This window comes from Vibrio sp. DNB22_10_4, from assembly GCF_052879755.1.
This window is the reverse complement of record NZ_JBNNXW010000001.1, coordinates 464,716-480,298: the sequence shown is the minus strand read 5'-3', so window position 1 is coordinate 480,298 and position 15,583 is coordinate 464,716. Positions and strand designations below refer to the sequence as shown.

At 44.0% G+C, this 15,583-nt stretch carries 13 protein-coding genes; 7 read left to right on the top strand and 6 right to left on the bottom strand.

Annotated elements, in window-relative coordinates:
- Positions 1-87: 87 nt before the first annotated feature.
- From ACVA6Q_RS01895 to ACVA6Q_RS01885, 3 genes are all read right to left on the bottom strand, one after another.
- Positions 88-882, bottom strand: a complete 795-nt coding sequence (locus ACVA6Q_RS01895; protein ID WP_446646305.1) for a hypothetical protein — start codon at positions 880-882, stop codon at positions 88-90.
- 112 nt (positions 883-994) lie between these two features.
- The gene (locus ACVA6Q_RS01890) at positions 995-2,449 is read right to left on the bottom strand and encodes a DUF1214 domain-containing protein (protein ID WP_446646304.1); all 1,455 of its coding nucleotides are present in this window, start codon (positions 2,447-2,449) and stop codon (positions 995-997) included.
- 73 nt (positions 2,450-2,522) lie between these two features.
- On the bottom strand, positions 2,523-2,834 hold the full coding sequence (locus ACVA6Q_RS01885; protein ID WP_446646303.1) for a hypothetical protein: 312 nt from the start codon (positions 2,832-2,834) through the stop codon (positions 2,523-2,525).
- Positions 2,835-3,200: 366 nt separating this feature from the next.
- Between ACVA6Q_RS01885 and secD the strand changes: the two genes are divergently transcribed.
- From secD to ACVA6Q_RS01855, 6 genes are all read left to right on the top strand, one after another.
- A complete protein-coding gene (gene secD / locus ACVA6Q_RS01880; RefSeq protein WP_446646302.1) occupies positions 3,201-4,988 on the top strand; it encodes a protein translocase subunit SecD in 1,788 nt (595 codons plus the stop codon).
- On the top strand, positions 4,988-5,890 hold the full coding sequence (gene secF / locus ACVA6Q_RS01875; RefSeq protein WP_446646301.1) for a protein translocase subunit SecF: 903 nt from the start codon (positions 4,988-4,990) through the stop codon (positions 5,888-5,890). Before secD ends, secF begins: the two co-directional genes overlap by 1 nt.
- A gap of 267 nt (positions 5,891-6,157) precedes the next feature.
- Entirely contained in the window at positions 6,158-7,249 is a 1,092-nt protein-coding gene (locus tag ACVA6Q_RS01870; RefSeq protein WP_446646300.1) for a calcium:proton antiporter, read from the top strand.
- A 57-nt stretch (positions 7,250-7,306) separates the two neighbouring features.
- Entirely contained in the window at positions 7,307-7,963 is a 657-nt protein-coding gene (locus ACVA6Q_RS01865; RefSeq protein WP_112459962.1) for a DedA family protein, read from the top strand.
- Positions 7,964-8,007: 44 nt separating this feature from the next.
- Positions 8,008-9,399 (top strand): magnesium transporter, encoded by a 1,392-nt coding sequence (locus tag ACVA6Q_RS01860; protein WP_446646299.1) that lies wholly within the window; start codon positions 8,008-8,010, stop codon positions 9,397-9,399.
- Positions 9,400-9,435: 36 nt separating this feature from the next.
- Positions 9,436-10,086 (top strand): MarC family NAAT transporter, encoded by a 651-nt coding sequence (locus ACVA6Q_RS01855; RefSeq protein ID WP_446646298.1) that lies wholly within the window; start codon positions 9,436-9,438, stop codon positions 10,084-10,086.
- A 128-nt stretch (positions 10,087-10,214) separates the two neighbouring features.
- On the opposite strand, the gene ACVA6Q_RS01850 is transcribed toward ACVA6Q_RS01855, so the two are convergent.
- Positions 10,215-10,892 (bottom strand): hypothetical protein, encoded by a 678-nt coding sequence (locus tag ACVA6Q_RS01850; protein ID WP_446646297.1) that lies wholly within the window; start codon positions 10,890-10,892, stop codon positions 10,215-10,217.
- A gap of 343 nt (positions 10,893-11,235) precedes the next feature.
- Between ACVA6Q_RS01850 and ACVA6Q_RS01845 the strand changes: the two genes are divergently transcribed.
- On the top strand, positions 11,236-12,168 hold the full coding sequence (locus ACVA6Q_RS01845) for a LysR family transcriptional regulator (protein ID WP_446646296.1): 933 nt from the start codon (positions 11,236-11,238) through the stop codon (positions 12,166-12,168).
- Between the two features lie 93 nt (positions 12,169-12,261).
- Here the strand turns inward: ACVA6Q_RS01845 and ACVA6Q_RS01840 are convergent, their stop codons facing one another.
- Both ACVA6Q_RS01840 and ACVA6Q_RS01835 read right to left on the bottom strand, forming a co-directional pair.
- A complete protein-coding gene (locus ACVA6Q_RS01840) occupies positions 12,262-14,058 on the bottom strand; it encodes a mechanosensitive ion channel family protein (protein ID WP_446646295.1) in 1,797 nt (598 codons plus the stop codon).
- A 213-nt stretch (positions 14,059-14,271) separates the two neighbouring features.
- Positions 14,272-15,315 carry an alpha/beta hydrolase gene (locus tag ACVA6Q_RS01835; protein ID WP_446646294.1) on the bottom strand — a complete coding sequence of 348 codons (1,044 nt, stop codon included), beginning with the start codon at positions 15,313-15,315 and terminating at the stop codon, positions 14,272-14,274.
- Between the last annotated feature and the right edge of the window lie 268 nt (positions 15,316-15,583).

Here is a 15,583-nt window from a genome sequence, read left to right as displayed (position 1 = left end):
TTGGTTCTCTAAGGCAATTGGATTCAATCGAGTCAAGGTAATTACATAAAAAGTCAGTTGGCATCGGGTCTACTGACTTTTTATTGCTTAAAACTGATAATTCACTTCGATACGGTGGTCACCATCAGCGTAATTGGTCCGTGTACTCCAGTTTGCGAAGTACCGAACGTTGGTTCGTGGGTTAATTTGATAGCTCAACGCCGCTTCGTGCAATAAGACACTATCTTTTCCTTCCATACCATAATTTTTAAAGGCATCAGAGCCTGACATGGTTCCTGTATACATCGGATTGTAGTTAAACCAAATGTTGTCTGTTATTTCTAACTTGCCATACAGACCCACCACGTAGAAGGTACCATGTAGGTCCCAACGATCTTGAGCTTGGGCTTCACCAGATCCGGAACCATCAAGCGGCGCACCAAATGCCACACCAGCTCCCGCCAGTGGGTATAAATTGACAGGTCCCATCGTTGGAAGCGCCTGAATAAAGCTATAAGAGGTGGTGCCTTGTGTGCCTATATCAGTAAAACCTAAGTCGACATCAATTTGTGTACCACGCCCCTTTATCAAATCAACGCTGTAGTTACGAAAACGAATAGAGTCGATGCTATCGTCTGCACCACGTCCATTCCAACCCAATGCCTGCCCAGCAAAGCCTTTCACTTCGAGAACATTCATACCCATTGTTGCTTCGTTACCTGTTTCATACGTTTGGCCAAATTTTAAATTGAGTCCTTTGTCGGTGTAACCTAAACCTGCAACGGTATAAACCGCAAGTGGATCCGACATATCTTGGACTTCTGTTTCATTTGCCATTGAATATGCAGAAAGGGTTACCGCACCAGCAGCGCCAATACATAGAAGAGTTTTACTTGTTTTCATTCGATGTGCCTTTGATTAAAACTATTGGCACGTCCTTGTGCGGATGTTGAACCGTTGTTTGTTTAATTTTTTAAATACGGCGTAGTTACCACCAATAATGATCTACGGTTGCTCAGTTTATTTTCCTAACCGTTGGTGATGACCAATTTTCATATTTATCAAGGTCTGGGTTGTAAAGGCGCATTTGTAAACTCAGCTCGAGGTCACTGCGCTCGATAGGTAGCCAGTTTTCGGCAGGAACGCCTTCTGGACGCTCAGTTGCGATCACAATACGGATGCCGCCATCCTCATCTAGTTTGTAACCAGAATTCTCACCTACACTGTATTTCTTATGCTCGTTGGGGATGAAGAAACCCTCTCCTAGGTCATACAAGGTAAGAGACCAAAACGCGTTAGCGGGTGGCATCTCACTGGCTGTCATAACAACCTCATAGTCGTTCATCGCATTCATAGTCTGCCCATCTTCAGTGATGAGCTGTGGATAAAGCGCTTCCTTGGCTGGTAAGCCAATAGGCCCAACCACGGAGAGTACTGCCAGTAGTTCAGGGCTTATTTCACCCTTAGGCATGAAGACATTGCTAGTATTGACTGCAAGGTAGTCGGGAGCGCCCATTTTTGCCCAACTCGCGGCTGCAAAACGCTGCGCCGCTTTGCGCAGCGCTGCACCGTCGATGTCTGCAGAATCTTCTGGGTTATAGGCTTGACCCGGTTTGATGCCTAAAGGGGTCAGAGACTGGAGAAGTGCTTGATCAGTCGAATTATCGGCATCGAAAGTAGTGTGGTTGACCACAAATTGCATGACCTCAACAAAACGTTCTTCAAATATCTCGAAGTCAGAGCCAAATTCAGGGAAGCGAGCTAAATCTTCTCCAATACTCAAGCTACTATTGACGACTTTAGGTTTGACCGCATTTAAAGGCTCTAAATCTGCACTCGGCTCACTTAAAAACTCAGGTAGGGTGACAAGATTGACGTTATTCAAAGCTGCGCGGTTTGATTCTAAGCGCTCAGATTCCACCACATGTGGCATGACACGCAATACTGCGCTGACAAAGTCACCAGAAACCTCGAAGACCTGATCCACACCTTCGATTGGCGTACCATCGTAGCCTGGAGTGCGTTCGCTATAGAATAGGATGGTGGAGGGTTCACGAAAATCACCTTGTGAGACCGACATTGGCACATTGACGTAGTGATCATAGCCCGTGACCATCAATGAAACGTAATTAGAATCGAACGCGGGAAATTCCATCACTATCGGCTTTTCAGTAACGTCGACCAAAGCAACTCCGTAGAATGTATCGTTATTTGGTCGCGCGATGGCTTTCAAGGTATGATCAGCCAGTTCTGTATTGGCGCGGTATTGGTTGTAGCCACCGGTATTTAAAGGATTACTTTTGTCGAGGGCGAACTTGTTGTTCACATTAAACATAGCCACGTAGGGATACGATCGCATGACCAGATTGTCCATCTGTTCATCCGTCAATTCCACACGTTCAGTTGAGTGCACCACCCCATTGAAAGCCAACCCAGAGACCAGCGCCATAATAGTCGTCAGTTTTTTCATATTTCCTCTTCGTTCTGATCAATTTGTTTTTATATCGATTGTTTCATTGTTTCTAACTAGTAGTTCCGTCAAACTAAATTGGTGGAGAAAACTCCAAGCCTTGAACTATTTTAATTTCATAGTCTTCAAGCCAATAAATATCTGCCAATAGCCTTATATCGCCAAATAGTTCATCACGTTGAATGTCGTCCAGCGAGTCTATTTCACCATTCCAACATGTCGATATATCGATGATTATCATTCGTTCTAAACCAAAGAACTGTTTGCTAAGGTGCTGATAAAGAGACTCTACGTTCATCGAATAGCACAGCACTAAGGTACATTTCCCTTCGCCAATGTCGAAAAACCTATATTTACGGTCATTTAAATATATTGTGCAATCCACTTAGACTAGCTCCGCTTGATAATTCAGCCTCCATTATTTTCCACGAATCGATCTACCGCGAGGAATTAGAGAAATTCATATATGAACAATTAACCCGAACCAAATATGAATTTCTCTAACCCATAGTGGTAATGAAGCTCAAGAACTAACATTGCTCGGTAACCAATAGTTGGGTTTATTGTTGAAGCCAAAAGCATCCTCGATAACCTTCAAAACCCTTAGTTTCAACTCATACATGCTGAGTGGCTGTATTTCTCTATCCAAATGCTTGTGTAACTGCTTATAACGTACTGAGCTTATTAGCATGCAACTTTGGAGATTAGTCTGGCTTTAGTGGTGTGAGTTAATTAATAAGATGTAACTAAAATGAAGTTAAAGCGCTCAATCACAACCGTAAATTATTCAGCTAAATGGAAGGTCATGATTCTTGTAGTGTCTGTCGCACTAATGCTGCTCAGCGCCCTACCCTCAGCTTTCGGTGAACGAGAAGCTTTGCACATTTCAAACCAAACCGACCCGGCACGCGCAGATGAAGTCTATCGTTACCTAGCGAGCAACAATATTGATGTGCACAGCGTCACCGAAAATAACGATATGTTGGTGGTGACATTTGGCTCAAACGGACAGCAAGCCGCCGCACAAGCTTTGATGACAGAGTTCATTCATTCGTCGGAGACCGTTGCTCTTACACTAGAGCCTTCCGCTCCTTCTTGGTTAATCTCGCTAGGCTTTAAACCCATTAAGTTGGGGTTAGATCTTCGTGGTGGCGTGCAATTTCTCTTGGAAGTCGACCTAGTCCCCGTTTTCAACGCTCACGCACAATCGATTATTAACGACCTTCGTCAAGAGTTTCGCGTACGTGGTCGTGTAGTCAATGGTGACGTCGTACTCTCTCAATATGGTGACGCACACCTTGGCGATATTCGCGCTTACCTAAGATCACAGTATCCAAATTGGACGATGAGCCAATCCGGAAGTCGCTTAGCTATCTCAATGGACGAAGAGGAAAGACGGGCGATTCGAACTTTGACCGTGACGCAAAATCTTCAAACAATGAGAGGTCGTATAGAAGAACTAGGGATCACAGAAGCAGCAGTACAACGTCAAGGTGAACATCGAATTCGCATCGAACTACCAGGTGTACAAGATCCAACATCAGCAAAAAACATTATTGGCGCTACCGCATCATTAGCTTTCTACCATGTAGAGTCCGATGCCAGCGTGCGAACAAAATCCATCAATGACCAAGATGGTAGACCCGTAATTCTTCATAGAAATAGTATCTTAGGGGGCGAGCATATTATCGATGCTCGTGCCAACCTAGGAGACATGGGCACCCCCGAAGTTAACATCACTCTTGATAGCACTGGGGGACGGCTAATGGCCAATCATTCGCGAAACAATATCGGAAACCCGATGGCAACGCTGTACAGCGAGTACATGCAATCGGAGGAAGGGCAGTCTATTCAACAAAGCGAAGTCATCAGTGTTGCAACGATTCAATCCACACTTGGCAATCGCTTTCGGATTACCGGCGTAGGGTCAATGCCTGACGCTCAGAATCTTGCCCTTCTACTGAGAGCCGGGTCGCTCACCGCTCCCGTCACCATTGTTGAAGAACGCACAATAGGGCCCACTCTGGGCGCTGAGAATGTCAAAAATGGCTTTGCCGCCCTCGCCTTGGGTCTAGGCTTTACTTTGGTGTTTATCGCCTGCTGGTATCGACGACTTGGCTGGGTTGCGAATGCTGCACTCACTATTAATTTAATCTGTCTATTTGGTCTTTTGGCTCTTATTCCAGGAGCCGTACTCACCCTTCCGGGTATCGCAGGCCTCGTGCTAACGGTGGGAATGGCTGTCGATACCAACGTACTCATTTTTGAACGCATCAAAGACAAAATGCGCGAAGGGAGAAATTTTTCACAAGCCATAGAGCGAGGCTTCGATAGTGCTTTCTCTTCAATTTTTGATGCCAATCTCACCACCATGATCGTCGCCATCGCCTTGTATGCAATAGGTAACGGTCCGATTCAAGGCTTTGCTATCACACTTGGACTAGGGCTATTAACTAGCTTGTTTACCGGCGTATTTGCATCTCGAATTATTATTAATTATTTGTGGGGAAGAGACACCTCACATGAGGTAAAACTGTAATGACCAAATCAATTAACGTCACCAAAATACGTCAATTGATGACGATGATATCTCTGATTCTATTGACACTTTCTATTATTTCTATCGCTTCAAGGGGATTTAATTGGGGGCTCGATTTTACGGGAGGTGTTGTTGCCGATATACAAACAAAATCAGACGTATCTCAAGTTGATCTTAAATCTCATCTCGACTTGGCACTGAACCAAGACGTTCAAGTGACGGCTGCGGGCAGTGAAGGACATTGGCAGTTGCGTTTCAATGATACGAATCTCGATTTGAGAGAAGTACTGAACCAAGCATTGTCGCCAGTAGACAGTCATTTTCATATTACCAACAGCAGCGTGATTGGCCCTCAGGTTGGTTTAGAAATGGTAGAACAAGGCGGATTGGCCATATTAGCCTGCTTCGTTCTTACCTTGCTGTACTTGAGCTACCGATTTGAATGGCGATTAGCGTTAGGCTCGATTGCAGCATTGCTATACGACGTTGTCATTGTACTCGGACTATTTGCAGTGACTCAAATCGAATTCAACCTAACTGTGTTCGCCGCTTTGCTAGCGGTAATGGGCTACTCCCTCAATGACTCCATCATAATTTCAGATCGAATCCGCGAGGTGTTTCGCGCAGAACCAGACGGTAAAACCGACGCCCTTCTCGATCAGTCAATAGCATCAACGTTATCAAGAACACTCGTCACATCAGGTACCACCTTAGTCACCGTCTCTGCATTATGGTTACTCGGGGGAAGTGCCTTAGAAGGGTTTGCTATCGCACTGTGCGTAGGTATTTTCAGTGGAACCTGGTCTTCTATCTCTATTGGCACACTCTTGCCAACTCATGTGGGATTACAACCCAACCACTATAAACCTGAAGAACCAGAATCCCTTGAACGCATGCCTTAGTGCATTGCGAATGTAAAACACTGCTAAGCGACTTTCGGTCGTGTGATAGCAACAAAGAATTTCTCTAATTCATAGTCTGGGTCACCTGCAAACATTAAGTTAGCCAAGTAGTTAGGCGCGTAGCCCAGCACCTATTGTTATTTATGCAAAAGCTTAAGCACATAACTTGAAACGAACCGTTTGCTGCACAGGAAATTGCAGCCTTCATCCGATTTAACCTCGTTAAAGGATATTAGCGAGCCTTCGGTTACTCAATAAAGGCTCAACATGCTCAACGCACTCAAACAAGAATACAAGCTGCCGCTTGGTATTGTTGCCGTTCTGTTTTTCAAACTGGTCGGTGATAACTTACTCACTGGAGAACTCTCTCAATTCGCCTATATATCGATTACCGCGGTGCTGTTTTACGCGGTAATGAGCGCGATTTTTTCCGTTGTTCGTCACTCAGATGCTCTGGCGATAAAGCTGGGTGACCCATACGGTACACTTATATTGACGCTGTCAGTTGTTTTGCTCGAAGTCATTATGGTCTCATCCGTTATGTTGACCGGGGAATCTAACCCCTTCTTAGCGCGCGACACCATGTTCGCGGTTGTGATGGCAGTCCTTAATGGCTTTGTCGGTATCACCTTATTAATCGGTGGGATGAAATATCATACCCAAACCTACAACCTTGATGGAATAAAAGCCTATTTGGTCGCCATTATTCCACTCGCCTTACTGTGTTTGGTTCTGCCTAATTTCACCACAATGGATGCGCTGGGTAATATGTCGACCAGCCTAACTTGGACATTGGTACTCGCTTCAATCGCCTTATATGCGGTATTCCTATTTATTCAAACACGCAGTCATACCGATTACTTCATTGACGGTGACAATGAAGATCATCATGAACATCACGGTCCTCTACATAGCAATATATTCCATACCATTATGCTGGTGAGCTATTTGGGAGTCGTCATTCTGCTCGCAAAAAGTCTGGCCATCCCGATTAACGATGGCATAACAGAAATGGGGGCGCCTGCAGCGCTAGGTGGATTGATCGTAGCCTTGATCATTCTCGCTCCCGAGGCCGTTGGTGCGATTAAAGCGGCCGTGACTAATCAATTACAGCGTGCGATGAACCTCTTCTTTGGCTCGGTTCTCGCTACGATAGCACTCACCGTTCCTGCAGTTCTGCTTATTTCCGGAGTCATGAATGAACCCATTCAACTCGGACTAGCTCCCGCTGAAATGGTGTTATTGGGTGCAACGCTATTAATGACAAGTGTCAGCTTTAGTAGCGGACGAACCAACTCGCTCAATGGAGCGACCCATCTCATTCTATTCTTTGCCTACATCATCTTAATGTTTGATTAAAACACTTTGTGGGTTCTGGCGTTCCATAGCCAGCACCCACGTTAACTTGGAGTTTCCATGCAAGAGATAATTTCCGCAATTTGGCTGCAAGACTTTGATGCTTTGCTTGAATTGAACTCACTGCACGTCTTATTGCTTTTGCTTGGTGTTGTACTTTTCCTTGAATCGAGTTTTGTATTTTTACCCCTGCCTGGTGATGGTTTAGTGTTATTTGTTGGGGGCATGGTGGGTTTGGGGGCAATTGACTTTTCAAGTGCTCTAATACTTCTCACCTGTGCTTCGTTTTCAGGCAGCATTATCGCGTACTTTCAAGGACGTTGGTTGCACAACACTCAGTTCATGCGAAAAGCTGAACAAACACTTCCAGATGGATCGTTACCCAAAGCCAAAAAGCTATTAAATCGATTCGGATTTCTATCCCTGTTCGTATCACGATTTATCCCATTTGTTCGTGTACTGACCCCGATGCTCATGGGTGTAGCCCAGCTCAGCGTCATAAGAACACTCATTGTCAGCTTCACTAGTTCGATTACATGGGTTTTCAGTCTATTACTGTTGGGGAAATGGGTGATGCGACACCCTTTTGTCTCTCAATATCAAGAGTTCATTACAAAGTGGTTTTTAATGGGCAGTTTCATTCTGATGATCGCTGCATTCATTGCACTTTTCATTAGACTTGCGGCCAAAAAGCGACCGCTACAAACGTCTAATTAAACCAAGCGTCAATCACATTTAACTCATTGTCAAAGGCCTAAAATATGACATTAATTACCTTGGCTTTTTCGTCAGAAGGTGCGGAGAATCTGTACTTAGAAATAATCGGATGCTTTATACCCAAAAACGCGAAACGGCTGAACAAAGCCATTCTAGGGGCGGAACCTTCCGATCTGCCTTCTGTGTTAAGGAATCTCTCTTACCCGCAGCGTATCGCTACTTGGACTCTACTAAGCGAAGTAAACTCAAACCTTGCTGCTAACTTACTGGATCACTTATCAGATCCTGAGCTTCTGTGGTTGTTCAGCCAGTTACCTGAAACCACCAGCATTGTGTTGTTTGAGTATCTGCATTCCGCAGATCGTCGGTTACTACTCAATGAACTGCCCAGCGAACTAACAAAACAACTCAAACTTGCCCTACCTTCAGTATGGGAAGACGAAGAGCGTGCCGCCTTGAGGTACCCACAAAACTCAGCGGGAGGTATTTGCAAGAGCGAAGTGCTCAAACTGCCAGCAGAGGCTACCGCCGACAGTTTGAGCGCAATACTAGGTACAGAAGAACACGGTTTGGATCGACTAGAGTGGCGCTACGTTTACTTACACGACTCGGAAGGCAATTATTTAGGCGGACTTAAAATACGCGATGTGTTTTTGCTACCACGTGGTGTATTACTAAAGGAGTACATTGATGCCACACTGCCAACCATCGCCCCTACCACTGATCTAAATACGATTAAAAGTACGCTCGATACAACGTTGCACCCGGTGATACCCGTCGTTGATGATCAAGGTTTCCAAATTGGTATTGTTGGCTTTAAACACCTTAACGAAGCTTTATATCAACGTTCGAAGCAGCAAATGCTCGAACAATCTGGTGTGTTCGGCGGCGATGAATCTCGCACTATGCCAGTACTCAAACGCAACCTACGCCGACTCACTTTTTTAATGCCTTCGGTTGCATTAAGTTATATTGCAATTTCAATTATTGCTGTATACGAGCCCATCATAGAGCAAATTGCCGTCCTAGCAGCGGTGTTGCCACTTGTCGCCAACCTTTCCGGTGCCGCTGGGAATCAATCCGTAGCAGTGTCTATACGTGAATTATCCTTAGGGCAGATCTCAGCCAAAGATCTGTTATATGTGGTGGCGAAAGAGCTCCCCATTGGCGCGCTCAATGGAATGCTCATTGGTGGCGTCCTGGCTCTTCTCTCGTTTCTAACACTTGGCGGAGAACACGCTGGATTGCCAGTGATCATCGCCATCGCGTACACACTATCTTCCACCCTTGCAGTCATGATTGGTGGCACATTGCCTCTGTTACTCAAGCGGCTCAACTTTGACCCTGCAATGTTATCAAGCCCGGTACTGACTACTTTAACCGATGCCATTTCATTCTTTAGTGTTCTTTATTTCGCACATGTTTTTTTACTGTGATTTTACTTTTTCTCTCACCACAACACGGAAACTCTTATGCTTTTAGAAACACTACTCACCTACATGACACTCACCATTATCGGTTTGTTACCGATAATGAATCCACCCGCTGCTGCTGCCGTTCTACTCGGTCTCAGTAAAGGTCGAGATAAAAGTTACATCGTCTCTCAAGCCAAAGCTACAGGGCTCTATCTGTTTATTGCCCTGTGTATTACGTTCTTTATCGGCGCCTCTGTACTCGAACTCTTTAGTATTTCCATTCCTAGTCTGCGCTTAGGCGGTGGCATTATTATCGTTGCGATAGGGTTTAATATGCTGTTCCCACGAGTTGAAAGTACTTCTACACCCTTAGGGCAAGATTCTATCGCCCTCGTACCTTTGACCATTCCTTCACTCTGTGGTCCTGGTTCGATGGCGGTTATCATCAGCTTGGCCGCTCAAATTGCTACGTACGAAAATCACACAAGCATGACGAGTGTCTATGGAGGTGTTGTGACAGGACTTGCCATCGTCGCAATGATAGCAACGTTCACATTAACCATGGCGTACCCTTTGCTCAAAGCATTAGGTCAAAATGGCATCAATGCATTTACTCGCATCATGGGCTTTCTATTGATCTGTATGGGTGTGCAGTTCTTTACGCTTGGTATTCAAGAGATTGTTGTCGAACTTAATACGCTTCTATAGTGCTTTTAGGCTGAGGACGTGACCATTATTGAATGAAAGCAAAAATGCCCTTCATTCATAGTCGTTAGTCGGATGGCATGAGTAAGCCCGCATTGAGCGGGCTAAAATTTGTCTTTGCTAATGATAGGCTAGAAACCAAGTCGGTATGAGACAAGAGAAAGATGGTCCCCTTTGTCGTATTTGTAGGTGTAAACCAAACTCTGGTTGTTATTAATCTTATAGCCCGCATCCGCGATAAGATCCCAGTATCTGAAGCTGGAGCGATGACCATTGTCCTCCTTAAGGTCATTGACGCTGTAGGTATAATCAGGTGTAACGCTAAACCAAACGTTGTTAATTGTGTTGTAAACCATACTTAAAGACAACTGAGTAAAGTATGTTCTGTTCGACATGTATTGATGCTCAAATGACCCAAAGGCTAACTCTGGAATTAGACGAACCTCATTGTTGAGTTGTACGTTTACATGCACACCAATTTCGCCCGTATTCGCTCGGATGTCTCTATTGTCGAAGTTCGAATCATAGTTATAACCAACAAAATAGCCCACACCAGTGCCATCGATAACATTAAGTCTTAGATCGTGATTGTCAAAGTTTTCGTCACTATGATACGTACCTAGTAGATTCCAACGGTTATTCACCTGGCTAGCAAATTGCGCACTTACGTCAAAGTCATTACTGCCGTACCCAACAGCAAGGCCATTGTACAATTCATACGGATTTGAGAAGTCGATATTTTTATTTGCTAGAACCGATGTTGAAGATAACGTTGTTAAAATTACTGCGATAGTGGCTACTTTTTTCATGGATGTATTACTCTATGTGTAATTCATCCATGAAACAGTGAGCAATCCATCGCCTGTATATTATTGAATAGAGCTACTTTAAGTTTTATGGTCGATGTTTTCGATGAATTAGAGAAATTCAAATTAGGGGTTCAAAGTACTAATGTTCGGTTTGTTTCTAGTAAGTACCCATACTTAAAATCAACATATCCAACGCTAAGCGATACTAGTCACAATTTCATGCCATATCTTTGTGAGCCTTGTCAATTACTCGTAGTACATACCAGCCATAACCTATTGAAAAATTAGAAATTGCCCTTATTCTTAAAAAATGCCACCTATTATCATTGCGAAAAGGTAACCCATGAAAGAACTGCAAGACCTAGATTTAAATCTGCTCAAGTTACTCAAGGCGGTTGTCGAAACTCGTAATACTCATGCTGCCGCTGACAGACTTGGTATATCTCAAACAAGTGTTAGCAGAGGGATGGCAAAGTTAAGAGAAACCTTTGGTGACCAGCTTTTTCTCCGAAAAGCGCACGGTGTTGAGCCTTCGGAACTCGCAGAGAAACTCGCCGAAGCAGCGGATGAGATGTACTCCCCTCTCATTAAGGTCGTTGAGTCATATCACAACTTTGACCCCGACCAGTTTACCGGCGAAATCACTATAGCCTTGAACATATTTTTGCTCGAATTATTTGGGGACCGTATTTTTGCAAATCTACAGAAGGCATTACCTAAGGCAAGTTTTAAACTTGTGTATTGGCAAGATAAAAACCTTGCTGATATGTTAAATGGTCAAGTGGACTATCTATTACAACTTACCGGTATTCCTCTCCCACAAGATATCTACTTACATAAACTTCAGGACGTGAAATTATGTTTGATAGCACGCAAAGATCACCCAGTGTTACAAAAAAGTAGTCAATGGGAAGACATCCATCATTTACCACTGACTAGGATCTTGATTGACGGTATAAACGCCAAGAGAGCACCAGTAGAAGATGTATATATTTCAAAAGGATACAAGGCAAACATTGCTCTTTCGACGCACAGTGTCACGGTTTTACTGAGTAAACTTAAAAACACTGATGCTATCTCTTTTGGTAGCAGTATTATGACCGATAGCGAACCGGAACTTAGTTGTTACCCACTTCCTAAGTTACCTAAAGAGCTGCGCCAGATCGGAATTGTTGGAGGTTACCTGCAATCTAAAAGGGGTTTCCCGCTCCACCAGTTATTGCATCAAACCATGCAAAGTTTCTTTGATAGCGTAGTTCTACCTGATGAGCGCTAGTGAGCAAGTCCATCCGTCCTGACTATTTGCTATCAGCTATCGTACTTAAAACGCTCCAATGTTCACTTTAGGTAAAGAATGTCTTAAACAACATTAACTAGAGTTCGGGCGCACGGCAGACGTTGCCGACGGGTACATAATGGTATTTTTAATCTCATACTTGTACTCGTAACTAAAATCAGGAAACGGGAAAGCTTGGTCTTCATGCCATTGGGCAACCACCTGCTCCGCTTTCCTTTTTTGTTCTTGATTGTCTGCCGATACCTTATCGAACAACTGATACTGCGTAGAATGGGCAATCTTCGCGCCAACACTTTCAACCTGAGTTAGCATAGAAAACAAAATGTCTTCTTGCACCGCCATGAATTCCTCATGATCACGACAACTGATATAAGCCATCATATTGATATTAATAGAGTATTCCCCTACTCCCATCAATCGAACTCGCACTGGTTCTTCTTCTATCATAGGGTGCTGTAATAATAAGCGGCGAATACTGACAATGAGCACCCTCAGTTGCTCGAGTGTTGTTTCTGAACGAAGTCGAATGACATGCTCCATGCGTCTTTTATCTCTTCGCTCCAAGTTATCAATTTCCATATTGGCAAACTCAGAATTAGGGATAGTAATCAAAGAACGCTCTAGCGTCCGAACACGAGTCGACCGCAAGCCAATGCTCTCAATAGTGCCAAGTTTATCCCCATAGCGACAAAATTCTCCAAGCTTCACCCCGCCATCCGCATATAGGGTTAAACCATTAATAACGTTTTCCAATATAGGACGAATCGCTAACGCTACGGCCAAGCCACCAACACCTAAACCAGCAAGAATTGGAGAGATAGAAAAACCCATAAACTCAATTACATAAATGCCAAGAATAACAATGGTAAGGCCGCCAAAAATGCGAGCGAGTACTGTGATCAATGATGAATCAACATGCTTTCCTTTATGCTTTTTAAACGCGTATATGTCGGCGAAATAGTTAAAAATCGCCATGATCAACCATGATACAAAGAAAAACTGAGCAAGCAAAAACGCCGTGGTGAACAGTTGGTAAACACCCCCTGTAATCCAAACACCATCGTCAATGATCCATCTCGCAATAAATAATAAGTTCACAACACCGACGAGCGAGAACAATCTGCCCGTCCGCCACTTAAGCCCTCTGCTCTCCCAGCGCAAGTTCCAACGATCCCCTATATGAAAACTGACCTTTATTAGCAATCGGCACAGGATGAGTGTTCCAGCAAGCGCAAACCATTGCCATAAGGGCAAAGAGCCATGGAGCCTATTAAACGACTGGGGTAAAGATTGGATGAGCTGCTTGGAGAAAAGCGGTCCAGGGCTAATCAGAAACTCCTGATAATAATCGGGGCGCTTTTCTACATAATAGGGCGACGCTGACATCGTCCGATACCAACGAGCTAAGCTTTGAATAGTATTAGAACTAAACAGAAACTGATCCCTACGCTCCCCTTCCATCTGACGTGAAATGACGATTTCCGTATTTCCAAAACGCCAGTGTTCAATACCTTGTTCTTCGACTTGTTCAAGATTAGGGGCGCGTTGAAGCGTCTCTTGCTCTATTCTATCCAGTAGCTCTCTTAGCAAAATCACTTTTTCCATCACTACAACGGTTCTACTGCGATTTGGCACCATAGAAAGATCCATGGTTCGTTGAACTTGGGAATAGGCGTATTGGGCTTCTTTTGAATGTAGAGACTCTTGCTGCCAGTGCTCAATGACAATGCTTGAGTTTCGCATGAAGCTGGCTAGCGTTTGGTTAGGACTAGAGGTACCAGATAGCTCAAGGGTTGTACTTGAAACCACTAATGCACTGAATATCGCTAAGTACAACCCAAGTAGTGTTTTGAATAGAACTCTAGTCACCCTTTTCTCCTGATAGTCTGTTCGGATAATTCCATCATCGGAGCTATTGAATATGTATGATCAGATAAGGATTGATGCTGAGAATAATGGTAGCTTGCATGCAATAACGTAATGATGCATCTGAAAACAGAAGCGAATATATTGGTCATCACAGCCTCCTAAAATGAGAAGCCACATCCCTGTGAATAATTGTCGGCGAAAGATCAACAGACCCTAATAATTGATGTGCTGATTAAAAAACTTCCTGAGTTCATTAAGTGCGTCATCTGACTCTGGCATGTCAAATAAAAGGCTATTCATATAATCGCCATGGGATTGCCCATCATAGATATGAAGATCGGTTTCTACATTTGCGCTACGTAGATGGCGATGCATTCGAACCGTGTCGCTGAGCAAAAGGTCACGAGTACCCGAGATGAATATCGTTGGTGGATACTCATCAATCTCGGCATAGATCGGCGAAATAATTGGGTTATCTAAAGGCTCCCCGCCAGCATAAAGTTCAAATGTTCCATCAATCATCCCAGCTCGCTGACCAAGAGGATCAAGTCCTTGAAGCGTTAACCAAGAATCCGATGTTTCTTTCAAATCCACAGCAGGCGTTCCTGCAAACAAAGCACCTGGTATTGGAAGCCCTAACTCTTGAAGTTTAAGGGTGGTGGCGAGGGTCAAATTACCGCCAGCCGATGTCCCAAACATCGCCGTTGACTCTGGCGACTGAGTCTTAATCAATTCTTTCCAAACGGCTACTGCATCATCTACTGCAGCGGGGAATGGGTGTAAAGGTGGTTGGCGATAATCAATAGAAATTACCTGTGCTCCAAGCCCATTTGCAACCCATATCGCTTCACGCAACGCAGACTCTCCACCACCGAAAACGAATGCCCCACCATGAATGTGAACTAACCATTTATCTTTGTACTCTGGTGCGACATTCTTTGGAGTCACTAAGAATGTATCAACACCTGCAATTTGTTTTGTTTCATAAGTAACACCCGAACGCTCTAGCGCTTTACGGGTAACTTCGATTCCTGGCGCATCAAACTGAGTTTGCAGCGTTAACCACTCTTCTGTGTTAGTCGGCACTGGCAATGGGGCTGGAACCGTTCTGTTCTCTAAAATTTGAGCAAACTCTGACGAAACTCCCACTGGAGTCGGCATTGTTCGCTCATTCATAGTGATAGACGCAAGAGCTGTGCCAGTGGATAAGCCCAAAAACAACGTAGGGATAAGTGTGCGCAATAATTTCTTTTTCATCGTGACTCCAGATTGAACGTGCAAACCAACATTGGTTAAGTGCGGCTATTATTCGCTCTAAAAATCAAACTGACGATGAATTACAGTAATTCAAATTTGTTTACATCTCTTTCAATAATGAATTTCTCTAATTCCTATTCAATACTCCGCACTCTATTCATAATTAACTGACAAACCTGAGGAGTGATAATGAAGTATTTACCCGCCTGTATAATATTTATAAGTTACTTAATATTCTTTTTCTTTTTTGTGATCAGGCTAAGTAACT

Bases quoted from the DNA above. Each gene is read 5' to 3' on its own strand.
- ACVA6Q_RS01850 (WP_446646297.1), bottom strand. From the start codon at position 10,892: ATGAAAAAAGTAGCCACTATCGCAGTAATTTTAACAACGTTATCTTCA.
- ACVA6Q_RS01845 (WP_446646296.1), top strand. From the start codon at position 11,236: ATGAAAGAACTGCAAGACCTAGATTTAAATCTGCTCAAGTTACTCAAG.
- ACVA6Q_RS01870 (WP_446646300.1), top strand. From the start codon at position 6,158: ATGCTCAACGCACTCAAACAAGAATACAAGCTGCCGCTTGGTATTGTT.
- ACVA6Q_RS01855 (WP_446646298.1), top strand. From the start codon at position 9,436: ATGCTTTTAGAAACACTACTCACCTACATGACACTCACCATTATCGGT.
- secF (WP_446646301.1), top strand. From the start codon at position 4,988: ATGACCAAATCAATTAACGTCACCAAAATACGTCAATTGATGACGATG.
- secD (WP_446646302.1), top strand. From the start codon at position 3,201: ATGAAGTTAAAGCGCTCAATCACAACCGTAAATTATTCAGCTAAATGG.
- ACVA6Q_RS01865 (WP_112459962.1), top strand. From the start codon at position 7,307: ATGCAAGAGATAATTTCCGCAATTTGGCTGCAAGACTTTGATGCTTTG.
- ACVA6Q_RS01895 (WP_446646305.1), bottom strand. From the start codon at position 882: ATGAAAACAAGTAAAACTCTTCTATGTATTGGCGCTGCTGGTGCGGTA.
- ACVA6Q_RS01890 (WP_446646304.1), bottom strand. From the start codon at position 2,449: ATGAAAAAACTGACGACTATTATGGCGCTGGTCTCTGGGTTGGCTTTC.
- ACVA6Q_RS01835 (WP_446646294.1), bottom strand. From the start codon at position 15,315: ATGAAAAAGAAATTATTGCGCACACTTATCCCTACGTTGTTTTTGGGC.
- ACVA6Q_RS01860 (WP_446646299.1), top strand. From the start codon at position 8,008: ATGACATTAATTACCTTGGCTTTTTCGTCAGAAGGTGCGGAGAATCTG.